This is a genomic window from Microvirga lenta (assembly GCF_020532555.1).
Lineage (GTDB): Bacteria > Pseudomonadota > Alphaproteobacteria > Rhizobiales > Beijerinckiaceae > Microvirga > Microvirga lenta.
In genome coordinates this window covers 145,383-162,843 of the sequence record NZ_JAJBBR010000007.1, presented here as the reverse complement: position 1 = coordinate 162,843, position 17,461 = coordinate 145,383, and the positions used below count along the sequence as shown (strand labels likewise).

Genomic DNA, 17,461 nt, shown 5'->3' with positions numbered 1-17,461 from the left:
GTTACATAGAGCGTGATTGTCTCACGTTGAAGCATACTCGGGATTGAGGAGATACCGCACGCAATAGCTTATAATTTGACTCCATTAGCGCCTCTACGGCACGAATTGCTCTCAAATTTGACTCGCCAACGTCTCATAGCTGCCAGGAGCCTTTTGAGGGCTTCAGGCCCTCTGTGACCCGCAAGTACAGGCTGGACATCAGTTCCCGAAGCCCTATCGATGATCTCGCTTCATCCGATTGCCTTGGACCTATCGATTCCATGTCATTGACCCAAGAACTCGACAACAAGGACAGCTATGTCCGGCAGTTCATGGATGCTTGGTTCCCCGATCTCCCCAAGGCTGCGCGGGCGATGGCCAGCCGGCTTCGGGCGAGCCCGCTGATCCATCCCGTCAACTACGAAACCAAGAACCTCTACATGCTAGTCGGCACTGCGTCCGACTATCGGCTTCGAGCGTTTTTCGATCCCGCTGTGCACCGGTGCGCTATGGTGCAGGAAGGCTTGCGGTACTGCCAGATGTCCCAATGGCCGGGATTCAGGAACCCATGGAAGCCCAGGAAGGGGTTCGCCCTCGCCGATGCATTCGTTCAAGCCTATGAGGACTTCATTGTCTCGATCGATCTGCGGACGCCTTCCCTCGATCAAGCCAGCGAGGATCGCCTCGCAAGGTTCTGCTTCTGGTTCGCGCAGCTCGATGCGTTCAACCGCAGTCGCGTCTCCGCGATGTTTTCTCCTCCATGGTTGCTCCACCTTTCCGCCAGCCCGAACATCGAATCGATGCTCTCAGGCGTTCCGGATGCCGTTGCGGCGGACGTGACCGCACTGGCGAAGGGGTTCCGGACTTGCCATGAGGACGTGATCGAGAAGGCCGAGACCGTATTTATGGGCGAGAGCCTTGACGCATCGGAGATCGTGGGCAATGCGGATTTCGACTTGGTGGCTGATGGCATGCTGTACGAGTTCAAGGCCATGCTTCGCCCGCAGGGGATTGCCAAGATCCTGAGACAGGTTGTGGGCTACTGGCTGCTCGACCGCGAGGATCGCTTCGGTATTCGGAAAGCATCCATCGTCTTCACCCGCCAGGAGCATGCCGAGACGTTCGACATCGCCCCGGGCTTGCTCGGGATAAGCGACGGGGCCGAAGTCAGGCACCTGTTTCACGAGGGAGCCGCCTCAGGTGTCGTTCCTCGGGTTCCTGATGGATTGAAGCGGGAGCTCCCTTCGCTCGTTCCTTTGAAGCCCAAACCTATCTGGGAAGAACCAATCGTTCCTAAGCATCCTCCTCCAACACCCAGAGTGCCTCCGCGGTCTTGGGTCGAACCGAACGGGAGCATCATGGTAGAGGACGAACCGGAGGCCCCAAGGACAAGACGTGGGCGTCCCCCGAAGTACGGGCGGGCGATGACGCCTGCGGAACGCGGGTCGCTACATCGCCTGCGCAGGAAGCAGAAAGCCTCCCCTAGTCGAGCATGAGCACTCCCGCTCAATCAGAAAGATCGCGATGGGCCTAGGCCAAGGCGGCGAGCGCTGCTGGGCCATCTCATATCCTAACGGAGGTCACGAAGGTATTCGTGTTGCCCAGGCCCTCGGTCGGCTACAACACATTCAAAGTGTACGACTAGCCCCCTCCATTGCGAAGGTGCCGTGCGGATGGATCTATGCGCGCCGACCGGGTCAAGTGGAACCTTAACGAGGCTCCATCGCAAAATGCATCCAATGTTTAAGACACCGTCATAACCTCGCTATTCAGGAACGTCCGGTATCCGCTGCCAGAGCTGACAATGAGTGTACTTCCGGGTTGTGCCGATAGTGTTCTCTAATGGGTCAAGGGGCAGCCCTCCGATCCTGAGCGATTTGCGATGCCAAAGGGTGTCTGCGTTCTCTGCGTGCTCCAGGGCACTTGATGGGGTCAGTGGGAGTGGAGCGACCTGGTTGAAACCGCTGTCGACCCTTCTCTCAGGCCGCATGCGACAGAATCGGCGTCGTAATCCACACCCTCCCTTGGGCGTCGCTCCGCTCGGGAGCTCGTCTCGACCTGTTTCCGCTGCTCCTCCTAGGCTGCCTGGAATGGGGTGCCGTGCCGGAGCATGGCATGCATGATGATCGCCAACCGGCGGGCCAGCGCCACACGGGCCTTCCTCATCGTTGAGCGTCGGGCAATTCCCAGCGCCCACTCCTTGAGAGCCAGGGCGCCGCGATAACGCGTCAGCATGACGTTGGCGGCCTCATACAACAGGGTCCGCACCCGCCGGTCCCCACACTTGGAGATGCTGCCGACATAGTCGACCTCGCCCGACTGGAAGCGTCGTGGCACCAAGCCAAGATAGGCTCCCACATCGCGCGAGCGGCGGAAGCGCTCCGGCGCGTCGATGGTGGCGACAAACGCCAGGGCCGTGAGCTGGCCGACACCGGGAATGGTCATCAGCCGCTGGCAAGCCTGAGACGAGCGGGCCAGCAGGCGCATATCACGGTCAATTGCCTCGACCGCTTCCAGAACGGCCTTGCGGGCCGCAAGCAGGCCCTGCATGGCCCCTGACAAACCTGCGATCCCCTAGCTGGCTTGGATGACCTGCTCGGTAAAGCGCGGGCTCAACCCGCGCGGCAACCGGACCCCGAATACCACGGCCAGGCCGCGGATCTGGTTCTCCAGGGTGACGCGCTGCCCGACCAGCTTCTTGCGGGCGATGATCAGAGCGCGCACCGCATGGGCCGGCAGCGATTTGACGTGGACGGGCTTGAAGAAGCCGGTTCGGGCCAGATGCGCGAGCCCGCGGGCGGCAAGGCCATGGAAGAGCATGGGCGCCATACGGCCGGTCTCGAGCACGATCTTCTCGCAAGCGGGCGCCGTCTCCAGCACGGCGGCAATCGCTTCTGGGGTGCTGGAGGCCTTTGCCTCCAGAACAACACTCCCGTCCCGCTCGACCACACAGATGTGGGTCTCATTCATCGAGACATCTAAACCAGCATAGTAGTCCATGGCTGTTCTCTCCTGTGCACGTGGCCAGCCGATGTTATCGGCATCCAGGGAGAGCCGCCCCATTACCCAATGCTGAAAAAGTCGGCAAGCTCCGTTTTCTGCCTGCTCAGCATACCGAATGTTGGGCCTAGTCCGCTGGGCTAACACTAGGTGTTGATCGCCTCAGCCATATTCTGGACTTTATCAACACTACCTGCCATGAGGCGACCTTCCAAGCCTCGCAGTGACGCTTCATGAGAGACGAAAAATCAAGGCGGTGCCATGGGCACGGCCTTGAAGTCGCAGGCTTGCACTCATCAGCAAGCCTGCGACGGTGATGCTCAGCGCGTCCCAAAGCGCCAGACGAAGCTGCCTTTCAACGTATGTTCCTGCGCTCGAGAGCCGATTTGACCCTCATATGAGATACCAAGGCTGATATCACGGCCCGCCTGCCAATCGAGCCCAGCCTCACCTACAAGCGCATCCCGATCCACGGGCGTCCCCGCAACGGTGAAAGACGAAGCCCCACCAGAGAATGCCATTAGAGCGGTCGGGTTGATGTCGCCATAAGCCCGCCGCCATCCAAGCATGCCGTGCGCGGTCAACGGCAGTTCATTGCTGAGTCGTGCTTCAGCACGCAACCCAAATGTGGTGGTGGCGAGATCCTGATTTTGGGCATAGCCGGTCAGTGCTGCTGGCCCACCCTCTTCTTGGAAGCCGTCAGTGCTCACGCGCAGCACGGATGCACCCACAAACGGCTCCAGTTTGGTCGGACCAAGATTGAAGACATAGCCCACCTCGCCGAAGGCCTGAATGGTTGAGCCGCCATAGGAGGCATGAGCCTCATCGGCAAAGCCGGGGAAGCGGATGGATCGCTTCGCGTCAATGTCGTGCCAAGCGTAGGAAGTACCCAGCCGCACATTCAGATTGCCCCAAGCGGCCGAGCCATACACAGACGCAAAGAATGTATCTGTGGTGCCCGACGAGAGACGCGCATCTGCCTCGAACGTGGTGCGGGTAAACCCGCCTGCGATGCCGAGAGTGTAGGTCTGATCGATGCGAGCCTCAGCTCCCAGGATGAAGCCCCCTGTGGAGGTGTCCAGTCCGGCGAGGTTGGGGCTGGCCTTGACCGTGCCCCAGGTGCCGAAGCCTTGACCCCACAGGGCAAAGCGGCGCGGGTCAAAGGTGGGCACTGTAATTGTCACCGGCTCAGGGACCACCCCAGGAGCATCAGCGGCATAAGCGGCTGAGTATGTGCCCTGCACCTGAGCAAAGCTTGGTGTTGGAGCATTGCGCAGACGGCTAATCACCGTTGTCTGCACCAGCCCCGCCCCAACGACAGCCGTTGCCGGCGCGGTGGCATGCGCCTCACCCGAGAGTGCGTCGAAGGCCTGTCGTGCCCCTGCCAGACTCTGGCCAATGACCGCATTGAACAGGGGGCTGCCTGAGCCAAGAGCCTCAACAGCCTTGGCGGCGCTGGCCTGATTGCTCGACACAGCCACCGAGTCGAACGACACTGGCTTGGGTTCCAGAGGTTGCGGCTGTGGGGTGTCTGGCGTCGGAGGCTGTGGGGTGTCTGGCGTCGGAGGCTGTGGGGTGTCTGGCGTCGGAGGCTGTGGGGTGTCTGGCGTCGGAGGCTGTGGGGTGTCTGGCGTCGGAGGCTGTGGCTCAGTCTTGCGAACCAGCGTCAGGTTCACCTTGTTAGCGTCGTAGCTGAGGCTCGGCGTTAGAAAGGCGAAATTCGACCTTACATCCGTAAACTCACCGCTCACGCCCCCGTGAGCGGTGAGAATGCTGTAGGTGAGGCCGGGAAGATAGGTGGCATCCTCAGCCAGAACATCCACGGTACCTCCGGACAGAGTCGCGGCACCGGTGGCCGCCACGCGTCCCGAAGCGCCGGCTGCGGTCGTCCGCACTCCATACGTGGAGCCCGAGCCAAAGCTCACATTCCCGTTCACGTTGAGTGTATTGGCACCCACGTCCAAGGTGCCGAGGTTGTTGAGCGCCCCTGTGATGGTCTTGCCGGTTGCACCAACCCGCAGCGTCGTTCCTGGGTTCGCGATCAGGACACCTGAGCCGGTCGCGGCGCTCGCATTGATATCGTGCCGCAGCGTGGAGACACCCGTGCCACTGAACGCAACGGAGCCCAGCGGCGACAACGAGCCGATGTCGCCGCCAGTCGATGTGTTGCCGCTGAAGGTGAGCTTTCCGCCTCCGCCAGGAGCGCCCTGGACCTCGCCGAAGATGTTGCCGGATATGGTCAGTTCACGGCTGGGGTCACTCGCAAAGGAAGTCGTCTGGGCATAGATGCTGCCGTCGATGGTTCCGTTCCCGGAGGCACCAAACCGGAGTTCTTTGATCTGTGCTGCTCCCGAGCCCACATCGCCCTTGATCGTTGCGCCGTTCCCGCCGTCAAAGACAAGCGTTCCTCGTCCATTGGTGGCGGTGGTCACATCGCCGGTCAGACTGGCTCCTTCGGTGAGATGGAAGGCTCCATCGGCTGAAAAGCGCACAGAGGAGACGTAGTTGGATGAGAATGGGGCAGTGCTGACGGTTGCCCCGGCGTTGCTGATTGAGATCTGCCTCAGCCGGTCAGCTTCGGTGCCGATGCCTGCACCAAGGAGGTAACTGCCACTGCCGGAGAATGCTACTCGGCCTTGCCCCGCTGTGCCTCCTGAAGTTGTGATTTTCCCGATCCTGACATCCGGGCTGGAAATCGACAGCAACCCGTCCGCACCGAAGCTCACGGCAGTTCCTGTCGCGGCATTGGCACTGCCGGCGGAGGTATCGAGCCGCGATGCGGGATCGAGGATCAGGGTGCCCAGGCCGTTGATTGCGATCTGGTCGGCATAGGCGGCCTGGGTGAGGCGGACGATGGACCCAGTCCCGCTATTCATCTGAATCTGCTTCAACCCATGGCTTGCTGAGCCAATCGTGCCGTTCACAGTGGTCTGGGCATTAGGCTGGAAGCTGAGTGTACCCGCGCCGTCAGTCGAGGTGGTAACAGAGGCGTTGAAGGTCGATCCGCGAATGGAAGCAATCCCATCGGCGCCGAAGTTCACAGCAGCCGCGGCGACATTGCCGTTGAACGTGGCGAGAGTGCCGTTGAGATTCAGCTGCTTGATTCTGGCCGTTCCACCGACAGCCCCTGTGAACGTCGTGCTGCTTCCGGTCCCAAGTGTGATTGTGCCGAGAATGCCCGTACTGCCTGTCGTCAGAACAGTGCTGATGGAGTTGTTCGCGCCGTTCAGGATCAGAGTGCCATCCCGATTGCTGGTAAAATTGACATAGGAGTTCTGGAAATCGCCGCCGATGGTCAGCGTTGCGGCTTGGCTATAGAAGGCTCCTGTGTCCGTCACTGTGCCGCTGATGGCCATACTGCCGGTGCCGCCAATGGTCACACGGAACGTATTGCTGACGTTGCCGTCGACACCTGCTCCGTCGCCCACAAAGTTGAGGACGCCAACACCAGCAGCCGTTGCAGTGACACTTCCGATGACGACTCCACCATTAACTTGGGCAATGCTCCCGCTCGTTGCTCCATTCTCCGCCTGGAACTCAACGGATTGCCCTGGAGCGATGATGGTGGTTCCTGGTGCTGTGATGATTACGTCGGCAGCTTGAGCCGGAGCTGCAAGTGCCAGGCCAGAGGCAATGAGAGCAACAGGCAGCGCTCTGAACAATGGCAACGTCGTCACAATGGCTGTGCTGCCCAGGAAATCCTGACGGCGTGAATGGAGTGAATGTATCATTATTGCCCCGGAATATCATTGACGATCGTCAGGAGCCTTCTAAGCGACTCCTCTTGTTTCATTCGCCCATAGCATAAAACACCTATAGGCCCTTGCTGGGTATCTCACATGCATGTCCTGAGCGTCTCTTTTTGGAGTCTCAGGCGTACAACGGACTCGGGTGTTGCCTATTAGTGACACGCTCGCTCCCGCTCCCCCGAGCTTTCATTTGATATCGGAGCACGTCCGCAGCCTGCTGAAGGGCTGCTCAGGGTCAAAATATCACCTTCCGACCACTCAACGAACGTCAGCTATCCAGTGTCGAAGCGGACCAAGTTCTTACATTGCATGTCTGCCAGGAGAGGCCTTTCTTCGGATCTGGCTCAATCCCTTCGCAACCATAGGGAGATACCCGGCGGTGGAATGATGAAGGCTTCCGCGCTCGATGCTACAGCGCCTGCCCGAGCAGGATGAAGGTCGCCGTGGGCTGCCGGCGACTTAGGTTGTACAAGTGATAGCCAGAGAGGGGCGGACACCAGCCGGCGAGCACTTGGACGAGAAGTCCATCAGCAGGACCCGCGCTTGAACTTGATCCACGAGTAGGCAAACCAGACCCTATCCAGCCACCGCTACGTCAGAAGCTGTAAGGGTACTGTTGAACACGCGCTGCCCGTCGCCCCGCACCTTCGATCCAAGACCGTCTCTCTCGAATTCTCAAGCGTAGATGCCACCGGACTGTATGCGGAAGTTAATGCAGTCTCGGGCAGTCAGGTCCTGCGGCGTTTAGGGTCGCAGCCGGTTCGTGGCGTCTGATCGTGCACCGATTACGGCCACGCGGATTTGTCGCAGCATATCATGGCGAGGCGGGTACGGATCTTGTCGTATACACAACTCGGGCGCTATCGACCCCGGCAACGGGCATTTCGATTCCCCATGGATACCGAGGATCCTGGGCGCGTTCGAACTGGTAGACCGTTACCGCAGGCACATTTCTCCTGTCGTACCGTCGTCCGAAATTGAAGACGACGCTGTTTGGCGCAGCCAGCACAAGATGAATTCGGTGAACGCCCAAGCCTTCGAGCTGTTTCAGCGTACCCAGAAACTGATCCGCCAACGCGGCCTGCTTGACTTTCGACCAATGAGACGATTGGAGGTCCGGCATGGTCATCCGGATCACGGGGAACGCGAACGTGGTCTCCAAATTGTCCGAAAGGATGGGGTACGACACAGAAATCGCAAGCACGACCTCCGAGGCACCAGCGGCCATCTCCAGTCCGGACACCTCGAACCGCATCGTATCGTCGGGTCCATTGAGCGATTTCCACCGCTCGCTCGTACGGTCCCAATCCATGACGACGATGTCGCCTTCGTCGTCAAGGAGCACCCCGGTCAGAAAAGTCAAGGGAACGGCCGTCAGTCCACCATAGACGGTCGTGAGGTCGCTCCGGTCGTTGCCCTTCTGCATCTGGTGAAGCCAGATCTTCATTGCCTCGACCGGCCGGAGCAGGTCGCCTGGCTCAACGAGAACGCCGTCCTTGCGCTGGCGAAGGTCGAGAAGATAGGGGACCCGGGTGCCGGGGATCGTCTCGGGAACGGCAGCCAGTAAGGGCGAGCCGTCATCGTCCCGCAACCCGCGTCCCTCGATCACGAAGACCTTCTTGCGTGACAACCTGCGCTGCTCGGCCGCGTATCGCGTCCATGCCCACCCGGCCGCCCCAGCCATCAGCAGGGCGCACAGCCCTGACAGGCCCAAGAGAAGGCTTTCCGGAATCGCTCCTGCCGTCCCGAACTCGACGGAGAGAGGACGTCCCTCGAATGATCCATTGTACCTGAAGAACCAGTTCGCCCCGTGCAAGATCACGAGCACGGTCACAGCCCCGCGGAAAATCCAGCTCTCCGCATTCCTGGATCGGAACAACCACGCCACGGCCGAGCGGCTTGCGAAGTCAAGGGTATCCCGGGTCATGGGTGGCTCTCTTCAGTCGAAATCAATCGGATGGGTGCAGGCGCGAGTCCGCGCCTATGCAGGGTTGCCGATGCGATGAACCTGCGGAGGAATCCCAGCTTCACGATCAGCAGCACGGCAAAATCGATCTCTCGCTCGCCCTCGACAAGTTCCTGCATCGACCGTAGGTCCGTCAGGCTCGGCGCCGCAGGAAAACCAGGATGCGAGTGCCATTCGCCCAGGTAGTTGAATTTCTGGTACTCATGGCACGTCCGCTCGAAGAAGCGCTCCAGCACCTCGCGGTGATGATCGGCATCGCGGACGAAGTGCGCGCGTTCTCCCGAGAGTTCGTCCAGCGAAAAGTCGACGACCTCGAATCGTCCGGCAGCGATCTGCCGTCCCATCAGGATGCCGCCAATCTCGCGCTGCCGCGTACGCCTGAGCGCCTGCTGCATGCGGTCCTGTATCGGCAATGGCAGGGAGACTTGGATCACTCTTGGCCGCCCTTTGGGAACAGCGTCATCATCAAATCGATAATTTCCTCGGTCGACGCTGCTTCCTGCGGGTTGCCCCATGCCCCATCCGGACGCAGATCGATTGGCCACGTATCGAACGGCGCCTGAAAAATCCATTCGGCCGCCAGCCCGATCAGATAGGCGGAGGATGGGAAGATAGTATGATCCCGGGTCAGGATATCCAACGCCATCCTGCCAGCATGCGCAGCGATGACGCTGACGTCCGCGTCATCGGCAATCAGCGGCGCGCCACTGCCGGAATGCGCGCCGTAATCCGCTTCCGCAGATCCCGTCCAGGGCATGCTTTGGCTATCGCACCACGCCTGGATCTGGGCACGGGCTTGAATCGGCGGCGGATCGAGGTTTGGGCGCGCTCTCGCCACAAGTCCACCGATCCCTCCGGAATAGACCTGACACCAGACCATCGGCTTACACTGGCGGCGAGCAATCGCGGCAACTAGGTTAAACGCCCGTGGATCGGCTGTCGCGTCGATCAGCAGGTCCGCCTTGGCCAGGTCTTCCATGACCCATTCGGTGGATCCGGCACTCTCCTGCTGGCCGAGCGCGACACGCCGCTTCGTGATATCCAGGTCCGAGGCGATGTCCTCGAGACGGCTCGTCAAACCTTCGGCCTTGTGCAGCCCTATGGCACGCGCGTCGAGTTCATTCCTGATGAGATTGGCAGGGAAGAAGACGTCGTCATCGACGAGCGTAAAGCGGCGAACGCCGGATCGGGCCAGCATGGCGGCGATCTTCGACCCGACGGAACCGCATCCGACGATGGCCACGCGCTTGTCGGCGAGCGTGTCGTGGCCGGGCGGAAGCCGTCTCACCGTCTCGGGAGCCACGATCATCTTATATGGGAGGACCGCCTGTTTGCCTTTATACGGGAAGAGATACAGCACGATCCAGCGATCACCTTCGCCCAGCACGATGAAGCCCGTGAACGGATTCTCGGGAAGCTGCTCGGCCAGCTCCGGAAATTCGGACGGCAGCGCATCGGCAAAACCATCGGCCTTGTCACGGAACCGTTCCACATCCCGAGAGGTGCGCAGAACGAATCCCTTCGCATTGAAGGAACCGGATGGGGTCGGGGCGGTCCCCGCCCAGAGCGGGGCGCCTTCGTCACCGATGCTGGCGAGAGAGGCCGTCCACAGCGACTTACCGCCCCTTTCCCAAGCATCGATCGGCAGAGTTGCTTCGGGAGGAATGACCCTTAGGACATCGACCGCCTCCCGGGCGACCACGAACCTCATGGTCTCGCTACGCAGCTCGCGCCCGATCGAAGCCTGGTGAGCGGATGGCACGGTGCCTCCGTCGTCTCCCACGGGCCGCTCACCCGACAGGAGACGGTAGGCGCTTTCGACCATCATCGATCCGGTGATCGAGGAATCCCAGTTGTCCGGCCGAAATTCGAGGCAGAGTTCGCCTCCGGCGCCGTACTGATGCCGGGACAGCCGTTCCCCGTCCCGCGGGCTGATCATGGGCGGGGTGTCCGGGAAGGTCGTAGGATAGGCCATGGAGAGGCCGAAGATCTCCCCGTCATGCGCGATGTCGAACTCGACCTTGAGCTGAAGGTTATCACCCATGTTCCAGGTCAGGCCCGACAGCCAGCCGGCCTGCTCATCCAACTGTGCCAGCGCAATCTGCTCGGACCTGGCGCGGGCGGTGTCTCTGAGCCACCAAATCACGCAAAGCCCTTCGGCGTCGACGGAACCCGGGGTGTATTGCCGAAGGCCGGAGTTGCAGCGACCGGGGCAACCGAGGCGGTCCGCAGCAATCGGCCGCCGTTTCCGCCGACTCGCCTCACCGCGCGATCCGTTAGGCCGGTGCCCATTCGGACCGAGACGGCCTCGTTCATGGTTTGAAGCGTTGTCGCCCGAGCGGCTCGACCGAAGTCCTCACGAGCCTGCCGCAGCCACTGGAAGAAGGCCTGCGCCTTACGAGGATCCTTCTCCCACTTGTCCGCAAAGTTCTCGAGCGGATCGCTCGGATTCGGGATGACGTACTTGGTCTCACTGCGAAGGATGTACCGATCCATGTTCTCGAGAACGGATAGCAACGCTCCGGCAATGGTCTCCTCGCCGTTATAGGCATGCGCCGATAAGGTCGTGATGATGACGGAGATCGGCTTGAGGTCGGGATCGCGGACGAACATGCTGTCGCGATGCCGCTTCAGGAGCATCACCGCGGCCTGCAACGGCGTCCGCACGCGATAATCGGGCATGGCCTCGACGCTCGCCCTCACGCCACGGCTTTGGAGGCTCTCGACAAGCATCCGCTTGCGGCGAGCCAGGACGGCGGCCATGCGAGACTTGAACCACTCACCATAACCTTTGGGGTTCGAACGGGGCCAGTCAGGCGTCCGCAACCTGTAGGTCGGTTCCTCGCGGTCCGTGATCGCAATCGCGGTCAGGGCCCAGCGGGCATCCTGTTGCGCCCGCTCGAGGAGAACTTTCTGCTCGGCGCCGTTCGGGAGCGCCGGGACGATGTCCATATGGAACTGGGCGCCATCCGCATAGTCGAGGATCCAGCAGCGCCGTCCCTCGCGGACGGGCTTGGTCATGCCCTTGGCATCGTGATAGGCATGAACCTCGTGCCCGAGCAGTTGCTTCAGCTCTAACTGGCTCAAGTGGGCTTTGGTGAGCTTTCGCAGCTCGCACACTGAGTCGACATCATATTCCTCGGCTTCGTTGATGGGGCGGATCGCCGTTCCGAGCCGGAATGAGCCTTGTACATGAACGACCGGATCAAAGTCTCGGATGCGGCTGTCGTCCCGGTGGAACCAGTCGCCCAAAGACTTGTAGCTGGTCTCGGCCTGCTGATACCGCGTCTCCGGTATCGCCAACTCCTCAACAAGGGCTTGAAGAAAACTTTCGACCTGTTCGTCCCAGCCAGCCATAACCGATCATCTCTATTGCTACGCTCGCCAAGAAATGAGGATCATGTTCCTGGATTGCAAGGGGCAATGTTCTTGTTTTGAGCCCCCCGGGAACTGCGGGCCTGTTTGCGGGGACATGGGCGCCGAAGGCGACTTTCGCCGTTGTGTGTGTGCCCGCAGATCCTTGCTGCGGCACCCATCAATACTTCCGTAACGGAAACATCCTAGACGCGAATGATTCGACAATGAAGAACTCGGGGGCTTTGAGGATGAACGCAGTCGAAGTGTGCTGTGGGGCCGGCGGCATGTCGCTGGGCCTGAGGAAGGCAGGATTCAAAATAGGACTGGCCATCGATTTCTGGTCCGAAGCGGTCAAGATCTATCGCCAGAACATCAAGTCGCCTTCGCTGCTCGCCCGTCCGGGCCGTCACGCCGTCCAGGGCGATCTGGCCAACCTGCTTGCGGTGGTGCCGGAAGCTCTCACCAAGTCGTGCGATATCATCGTGGGATCGCCTCCATGCCAGGATTTCTCTTCCGCCGGCGCGCGCATCGAGGGCAGTCGAGCCGACGTTACCCTGGCGTTTGCCATCTTTGTCGTGGCCCTGCGACCACGCTGGCTGTTGATGGAGAACGTGCCGGAGGCCAAGAAGTCCAAGGCCTACCAGCGCGCACGTAAGATCCTCAAGCGGGCTGGCTACGGCCTCACCGAGCAGATCGTCGATGCCAGCTTCTACGGCGTCGCCCAGGCCAGACGCCGCTTCATTGTCATCGGCAGGTTGGACGAAGCCGATGGCTTCCTCGACAGCGCCTTGGTGGAGTCCCGCAGCGACAAGCCGATGAGCGTACGTGACCTGCTCGGCGACGACGTCGGCGTACACCCGGGTGACGGCAAGTCCCCGCCCGAAACCCGCGTCTACTACATGCGCCCGTTCAGCCTACAACCTGGCGTGCGCTCGATCGATCTGCCATGTCCCACAATCATCACGACCTCGCACGAACCGGCATCGAGCCGCTATATCAAGCATGCGAAGGATCTCGCCCGTGGGCAGGATGTGCCACCGCTCTCCGTCGACGAGCTCTCCCTGATCCAGGGCTTCCCCAAGTCTTGGGACTGGAGTGGGCTGACCAAGAAGAACAAGGCCCAAATGATCGCCAATGCCGTGCCGGTGAAGCTGGCGGAAGCGCTCGGCCGCATCATCAAGGCACGGGATGAGGGCCACAGCATTCCAGCCATTGAGACGGACTTCGTCACTTGGCTGACCAAGGCGAAGAAAGCGAAAGGTCAGGTTCTGCGCAACCGCAAAACTTATCTCAACCGCGGCCGCAAGCTGCTGAACGGGCGCATGCTAGCCGACATTGACCTCGAACTCGCTCTGCTGGAGAAGAACAAGGAATTCGCAGGCCTGTCAGCCTCGGTGAAGTCGGACATCCGGCTGTCCCTGCGGATGCATGCCGAGTGGCGCGACCTGCCGCGGCAAAAGCGGATGCGGGACTTGGCGAAGGAGATGACCGAGGCTTACGAGAACGATGATCCGCAGGATGAGCACGCTCCCATCGCAAAGCTGAGGATCGGGTCGAGGAAGGCGGCTTGAGCCTTCCCTATACGCTTGAGCCAGGGCCACACCGGCCCTGGCGTTCAGCCGCCGAGGCATTCCAGGGCGAGGGTTGCGTGACCATACCCTGATCACTGCGAAAGGGGAGGCTTGGCATCGGTTGCCGCTCCGGCGGGTTTAGCGAACTTCGATAAAACTGGGCTAATCTCGCGATAAATAGCGCCAACGCGGCTTGGCAGGTTGTGCGAACCGCAGCCTTGCCCGACCAGATTGCCGGCCTCGCACACCCTCTGTGATGCAACGTGGGCAACCTGGGACGAAGCTGGATCTCCGGTCAACACCCTCTCGATCTCCCCATTCCCGCCCATCGTGCCACCTGCGCACTTGTGGATTATCCACATCCCTAAAATGCCGAATAACGCTGCTGAGCGAGGGGCTTGCAGAAAATTTTAACCATGGTTGGCCTCAGCCCCGGGATAACTTTCTTTACGAGTCGCTTTCCGCTTGTATTCGGCGGGAGCGCCGATCGTCGCGATGCTCTGCCCCAACCGCACCGGCACGGCCGCACGCTACGAATCCTGCGCCTCGAATTGCCTGGGCAGGATTGGATCCTCGTCGAAGTGGTAGGCGTAAGAATTCGCACAGGATGTTGCAAGGTTCTTGTCAACAATTCGCGCTCTATCCGCCGGAATGTCCCAAATGCCGGCACGATTGCCGCATCAGATTTTAAGCCGCTTCCGCGTATTGCCTTTTGGATCAATTAAATCCTAACAATTGAAGGCTTTCCGATGCCATCAATATTCCCTCGGCCCTGAGAGGCCTCCGGCGGATACTTACGGATCGGAGGAGCAAGGTGCGCATCGTCTTTTGCACCTTGAGCGTCACTAGGGGCGTCGTCCCCGCAGATTGAGTGTTTTGACCATGCCCATGCCCTCTCCCGCCGTCGCAGGCCGCGACGGCGAACCCTGGCCTTTGCCCAATTGCCAGGAAGCCCGTGACGAGCTTCTTCCTTACGCCGATCATCCGGTTGCGCTGCACGAGCGCGTTCTGTTGCTCGCCTGCCTCGACGAGTATGGCTCGCTGCCCGTGACTGGCTGTCTACATGTGCTGAGAGAAAGTGCTCAACCGGTGGCAGTGCTCGCCGCCCTGATCGTGAAGGGCGTCATCGTCGCCGATCTCGATGCCGGCCCTCTCGATCCCTGGACCCGCATTCGAAGGGCCGAGCCGACAGCGACTGATTGGCTGGAGAACCGGGCATGAGCATGATCGTGCGTCGTGACGGCCCCGCGCCGCAGCTCTTACCGGAGATCGCACGCCTCAAGCGCCTCGTCGCCGATATGGAGGCGATCGCGGCAGGCCGGCATCCCGGGCGTGACGTTCTCGACGGGGCTCCATTGCTCAACGGCTGGACACTCTCCTTGCAGACGGAGCCGTGCCTGACGGGGGTCGTCGAGGGTCATCCCGAGATCGCCGACCTGCGCCCCGCCGTCACGAGCGGCCTGTGGGTGCTCGCACCCGAACTCGGCTACGCCCGCACTCTCAGCCGCTTCTACGCGCTCGGCCTGGCCGCGGGCTGACAGCCCACCATTGCCGGGCCGGCCGCATCGCGCCGGCTCGCGCCCTTCCCCCTTACCACCCATCCCGAACCCCACAAAGGACAGGCAGCCTCGCGCGCCTGAACGATGATCCATGCCTTCTTCGTCCCGCTCGTCCATGCAGCGATCCTGCCGCCTCCGTCACACGCCAAAACCCAAGCCCGCCGACAAGCCGTTACGGCGCAAGCGCAAGGCCCTGTCGCCCGTCACCGATCCGGCTAAGCGTCTTGCCATGGATCTGATCGTGCGCGCCGTGCGCCAGGCCGGCGCGCACAACCTCCTGCGCGGCGGCAGCGGCGCAATCGCCCTCATCGTGCGGCATGCCCAGGATCTTACTCTCGTCAAGGAAGCCAGCGAGACGCTCCTGCTGCGGGCGCGCAGGGAATGGAACAACCTCGATCTGGTCATCGAGGATCGCAATGCGGATGCCGTGAGGATCATCTCCATTGAGGAGAAACTGCGGTGGAAGGATGCCGACGCTGCGGCGCTGCTGGCCAAGCACCGCCGCGTGCTGGTGTTGGCCACCGAGGACGCCGACATCCCGTCCTTCTTCCGACAGGCGGCGGAGGCAGTGGTGCCGCTCGCGCCCTGCGACTCTCATGCCTTGCGCGGCGTGCTGTATGCCTTCTTCGGGCAGGCACCGGCCACCCACGAGCTGCCTGACGTGAGCGGGCTGTCGATCACCGCGGTCACCGCGGCCTTGCGCACCCGCGCCAGCCTGTCCCGGGCGCTGGCTTCTTTAAGCCGCGTGGCGCAAGCCCCCGTGGTTCCCACCGAGTCTGTGCGCGATACCAGGACAGATCCGACCCTTGCCGAACTCGCCGGTCTCGGAGAGGTTGCCGAGTGGGGGCAGTCGCTCGTCGTCGACTGGCTGGCTTACCAGGCGAAGGAGATCACCTGGGCCGAGATGCCCAAGGGCGTGGTGATGCACGGCAACTCCGGCACCGGCAAGACCACCGCCGCGAAGGCCATCGCCAGATCCTGCAACGTGCCGATCTTCATCCACTCGCTCGCCCGCTGGCAGGCCATGGGCCATCTCGGCGATCTGTTGAAGGCCATGCGCAAGGCTTTCGACGAGGCCAAGCGGAACGCGCCCTGCATCCCGTTCCTCGACGAGATCGATAGCTTCGGCGACCGGTCGCAACTCATTGATGCCCGCAACGAGCAGTATCGCCGCGAGGTGATCAACGGCCTCCTCGAATGTCTCGACGGCGCCGACGGCCGCGAGGGCGTCGTGGTCATCGGGGCGACGAACTACCCCGACAAGATTGACCCCGCGATCCTGCGTCCGGGACGGTTGGAACGCCTGATCGCGATCCCGCTCCCCGATGCCACGGCCCGCGCCGCGATCCTGCGTTTCCATCTCGCTGAGCTTCTCGGAGGCGCCGACCTGATGCCCCTGAGCCGGCGGCTGGAGGGCCTGTCCGGCGCCGATCTCGAGAAGATCGTGCGCGATGCTAGGCGCAAGGCACGCTTGGAGAAGCGGCCGGTAACCCTCGACGATCTGAATGCTTCGACGCCGCGGCTAATTGCGCTCTCGGAGGACGCCTATCACCGTACCTGCCTGCACGAGGCGGCGCATGCGCTCGTCGGCTGCCTGGTCATGTCCGAGACGAGCAACCCGCCGCTGATGGCGCGGGTGATCCGCGTGTCCCCGCCCGGACTGCCTGCCGGCGAGACGATCTTCGGGCGACAGGTCGCAGTGCCGCTGACCCGCTCGGCCTATCTCGGCGATATTGCGGCGCTGCTGGCCGGTATGGCGGCAGAGACGATGCTGCTGGGCGAGCATTGCGACGGCTCGGGCAGCCGCGTGGGCTCGGACCTGCACCATGCCACATTGCGGGCGCTGGCGCTGGAGGTCGCGGCCGGCATGGGCGCGTCGCTCGTCTATCGCGGCAGCATGCAGGACCGGGATTTCCTCGACCTGCTGAACGCGGACGCCGCATTGCGGGAGCGTGTGGACAACATTCTCCACTTTTGCCGAGAAAAGGCCGAATCCCTGTTGTCCGGCCACCGCGCGGCGCTGCTCGAGCTGACGGAAGCGCTTGCGAACAAAGGTGAAATCCATTTTCGCGACATCGTCGCCATTGTGCAAGCGCACAGGCCCGACCCAATCCTCAACGCCGCCCCCGGGACGAACGCAGTCGACGCGTCCGGCACGCGCCGCAGGCGCCCGAAAACTTCAGCAAAATCAGGCCCCGCGAAGGGTTCGCCCGCCATCTGAACCCAGCATGGAACACTTCGTGATCGGCTCTTCCAAGGACTCATCCGCCGTGATTGACG

10 protein-coding genes and 1 pseudogene are annotated in these 17,461 nt (G+C 61.7%); 5 read left to right on the top strand and 6 right to left on the bottom strand.

Going from position 1 to position 17,461, the window contains the following annotated elements; genetic code table 11:
* Positions 1-260 precede the first annotated feature (260 nt).
* Positions 261-1,475 (top strand): hypothetical protein, encoded by a 1,215-nt coding sequence (locus LGR44_RS12175; protein ID WP_226740822.1) that lies wholly within the window; start codon positions 261-263, stop codon positions 1,473-1,475.
* A 580-nt stretch (positions 1,476-2,055) separates the two neighbouring features.
* Here the strand turns inward: LGR44_RS12175 and LGR44_RS12170 are convergent.
* From LGR44_RS12170 to LGR44_RS12145, 6 genes and pseudogenes are all read right to left on the bottom strand, one after another.
* Positions 2,056-2,979 (bottom strand): annotated as a pseudogene (locus tag LGR44_RS12170) (IS110 family transposase).
* A 320-nt stretch (positions 2,980-3,299) separates the two neighbouring features.
* A complete protein-coding gene (locus LGR44_RS12165) occupies positions 3,300-6,710 on the bottom strand; it encodes an autotransporter outer membrane beta-barrel domain-containing protein (RefSeq protein ID WP_226740820.1) in 3,411 nt (1,136 codons plus the stop codon).
* An 832-nt stretch (positions 6,711-7,542) separates the two neighbouring features.
* Positions 7,543-8,655, bottom strand: coding sequence for an SAVED domain-containing protein (locus LGR44_RS12160; protein ID WP_226740818.1), 1,113 nt, complete (start codon positions 8,653-8,655; stop codon positions 7,543-7,545).
* On the bottom strand, positions 8,652-9,209 hold the full coding sequence (locus tag LGR44_RS12155; protein WP_264196485.1) for a Mov34/MPN/PAD-1 family protein: 558 nt from the start codon (positions 9,207-9,209) through the stop codon (positions 8,652-8,654). Before LGR44_RS12155 ends, LGR44_RS12160 begins: the two co-directional genes overlap by 4 nt.
* Positions 9,125-10,840 (bottom strand): ThiF family adenylyltransferase, encoded by a 1,716-nt coding sequence (locus LGR44_RS21965; RefSeq protein ID WP_226740814.1) that lies wholly within the window; start codon positions 10,838-10,840, stop codon positions 9,125-9,127. The genes LGR44_RS12155 and LGR44_RS21965 overlap by 85 nt, the downstream gene beginning before the upstream one ends.
* Positions 10,837-12,051, bottom strand: coding sequence for a nucleotidyltransferase domain-containing protein (locus LGR44_RS12145; protein ID WP_226740812.1), 1,215 nt, complete (start codon positions 12,049-12,051; stop codon positions 10,837-10,839). The genes LGR44_RS21965 and LGR44_RS12145 overlap by 4 nt, the downstream gene beginning before the upstream one ends.
* Before the next feature lie 248 nt (positions 12,052-12,299).
* On the opposite strand from LGR44_RS12145, the gene LGR44_RS12140 reads away from it, so the two are divergent.
* The 4 genes from LGR44_RS12140 (at position 12,300) to LGR44_RS12125 (ending at position 17,402) form a co-directional block, all read left to right on the top strand.
* A complete protein-coding gene (locus LGR44_RS12140; RefSeq protein ID WP_226740810.1) occupies positions 12,300-13,622 on the top strand; it encodes a DNA cytosine methyltransferase in 1,323 nt (440 codons plus the stop codon).
* A gap of 882 nt (positions 13,623-14,504) precedes the next feature.
* Positions 14,505-14,843, top strand: coding sequence for a hypothetical protein (locus tag LGR44_RS12135; protein ID WP_190844397.1), 339 nt, complete (start codon positions 14,505-14,507; stop codon positions 14,841-14,843).
* A gap of 2 nt (positions 14,844-14,845) precedes the next feature.
* Positions 14,846-15,160 (top strand): hypothetical protein, encoded by a 315-nt coding sequence (locus LGR44_RS12130; RefSeq protein WP_226740807.1) that lies wholly within the window; start codon positions 14,846-14,848, stop codon positions 15,158-15,160.
* A gap of 250 nt (positions 15,161-15,410) precedes the next feature.
* Positions 15,411-17,402, top strand: coding sequence for an AAA family ATPase (locus LGR44_RS12125; protein ID WP_226740805.1), 1,992 nt, complete (start codon positions 15,411-15,413; stop codon positions 17,400-17,402).
* Positions 17,403-17,461 lie beyond the last annotated feature (59 nt).

What these genes read in the sequence shown, in the direction of transcription:
- LGR44_RS12145 (WP_226740812.1), bottom strand. Translation starts at nt 12,051, where the DNA reads ATGGCTGGCTGGGACGAACAGGTCGAAAGTTTTCTTCAAGCCCTTGTT.
- LGR44_RS12130 (WP_226740807.1), top strand. Translation starts at nt 14,846, where the DNA reads ATGATCGTGCGTCGTGACGGCCCCGCGCCGCAGCTCTTACCGGAGATC.
- LGR44_RS12135 (WP_190844397.1), top strand. Translation starts at nt 14,505, where the DNA reads ATGCCCATGCCCTCTCCCGCCGTCGCAGGCCGCGACGGCGAACCCTGG.
- LGR44_RS12140 (WP_226740810.1), top strand. Translation starts at nt 12,300, where the DNA reads ATGAACGCAGTCGAAGTGTGCTGTGGGGCCGGCGGCATGTCGCTGGGC.
- LGR44_RS12155 (WP_264196485.1), bottom strand. Translation starts at nt 9,209, where the DNA reads ATGGGGCAACCCGCAGGAAGCAGCGTCGACCGAGGAAATTATCGATTT.
- LGR44_RS12125 (WP_226740805.1), top strand. Translation starts at nt 15,411, where the DNA reads ATGGATCTGATCGTGCGCGCCGTGCGCCAGGCCGGCGCGCACAACCTC.
- LGR44_RS12165 (WP_226740820.1), bottom strand. Translation starts at nt 6,710, where the DNA reads ATGATACATTCACTCCATTCACGCCGTCAGGATTTCCTGGGCAGCACA.
- LGR44_RS12160 (WP_226740818.1), bottom strand. Translation starts at nt 8,655, where the DNA reads ATGACCCGGGATACCCTTGACTTCGCAAGCCGCTCGGCCGTGGCGTGG.
- LGR44_RS12175 (WP_226740822.1), top strand. Translation starts at nt 261, where the DNA reads ATGTCATTGACCCAAGAACTCGACAACAAGGACAGCTATGTCCGGCAG.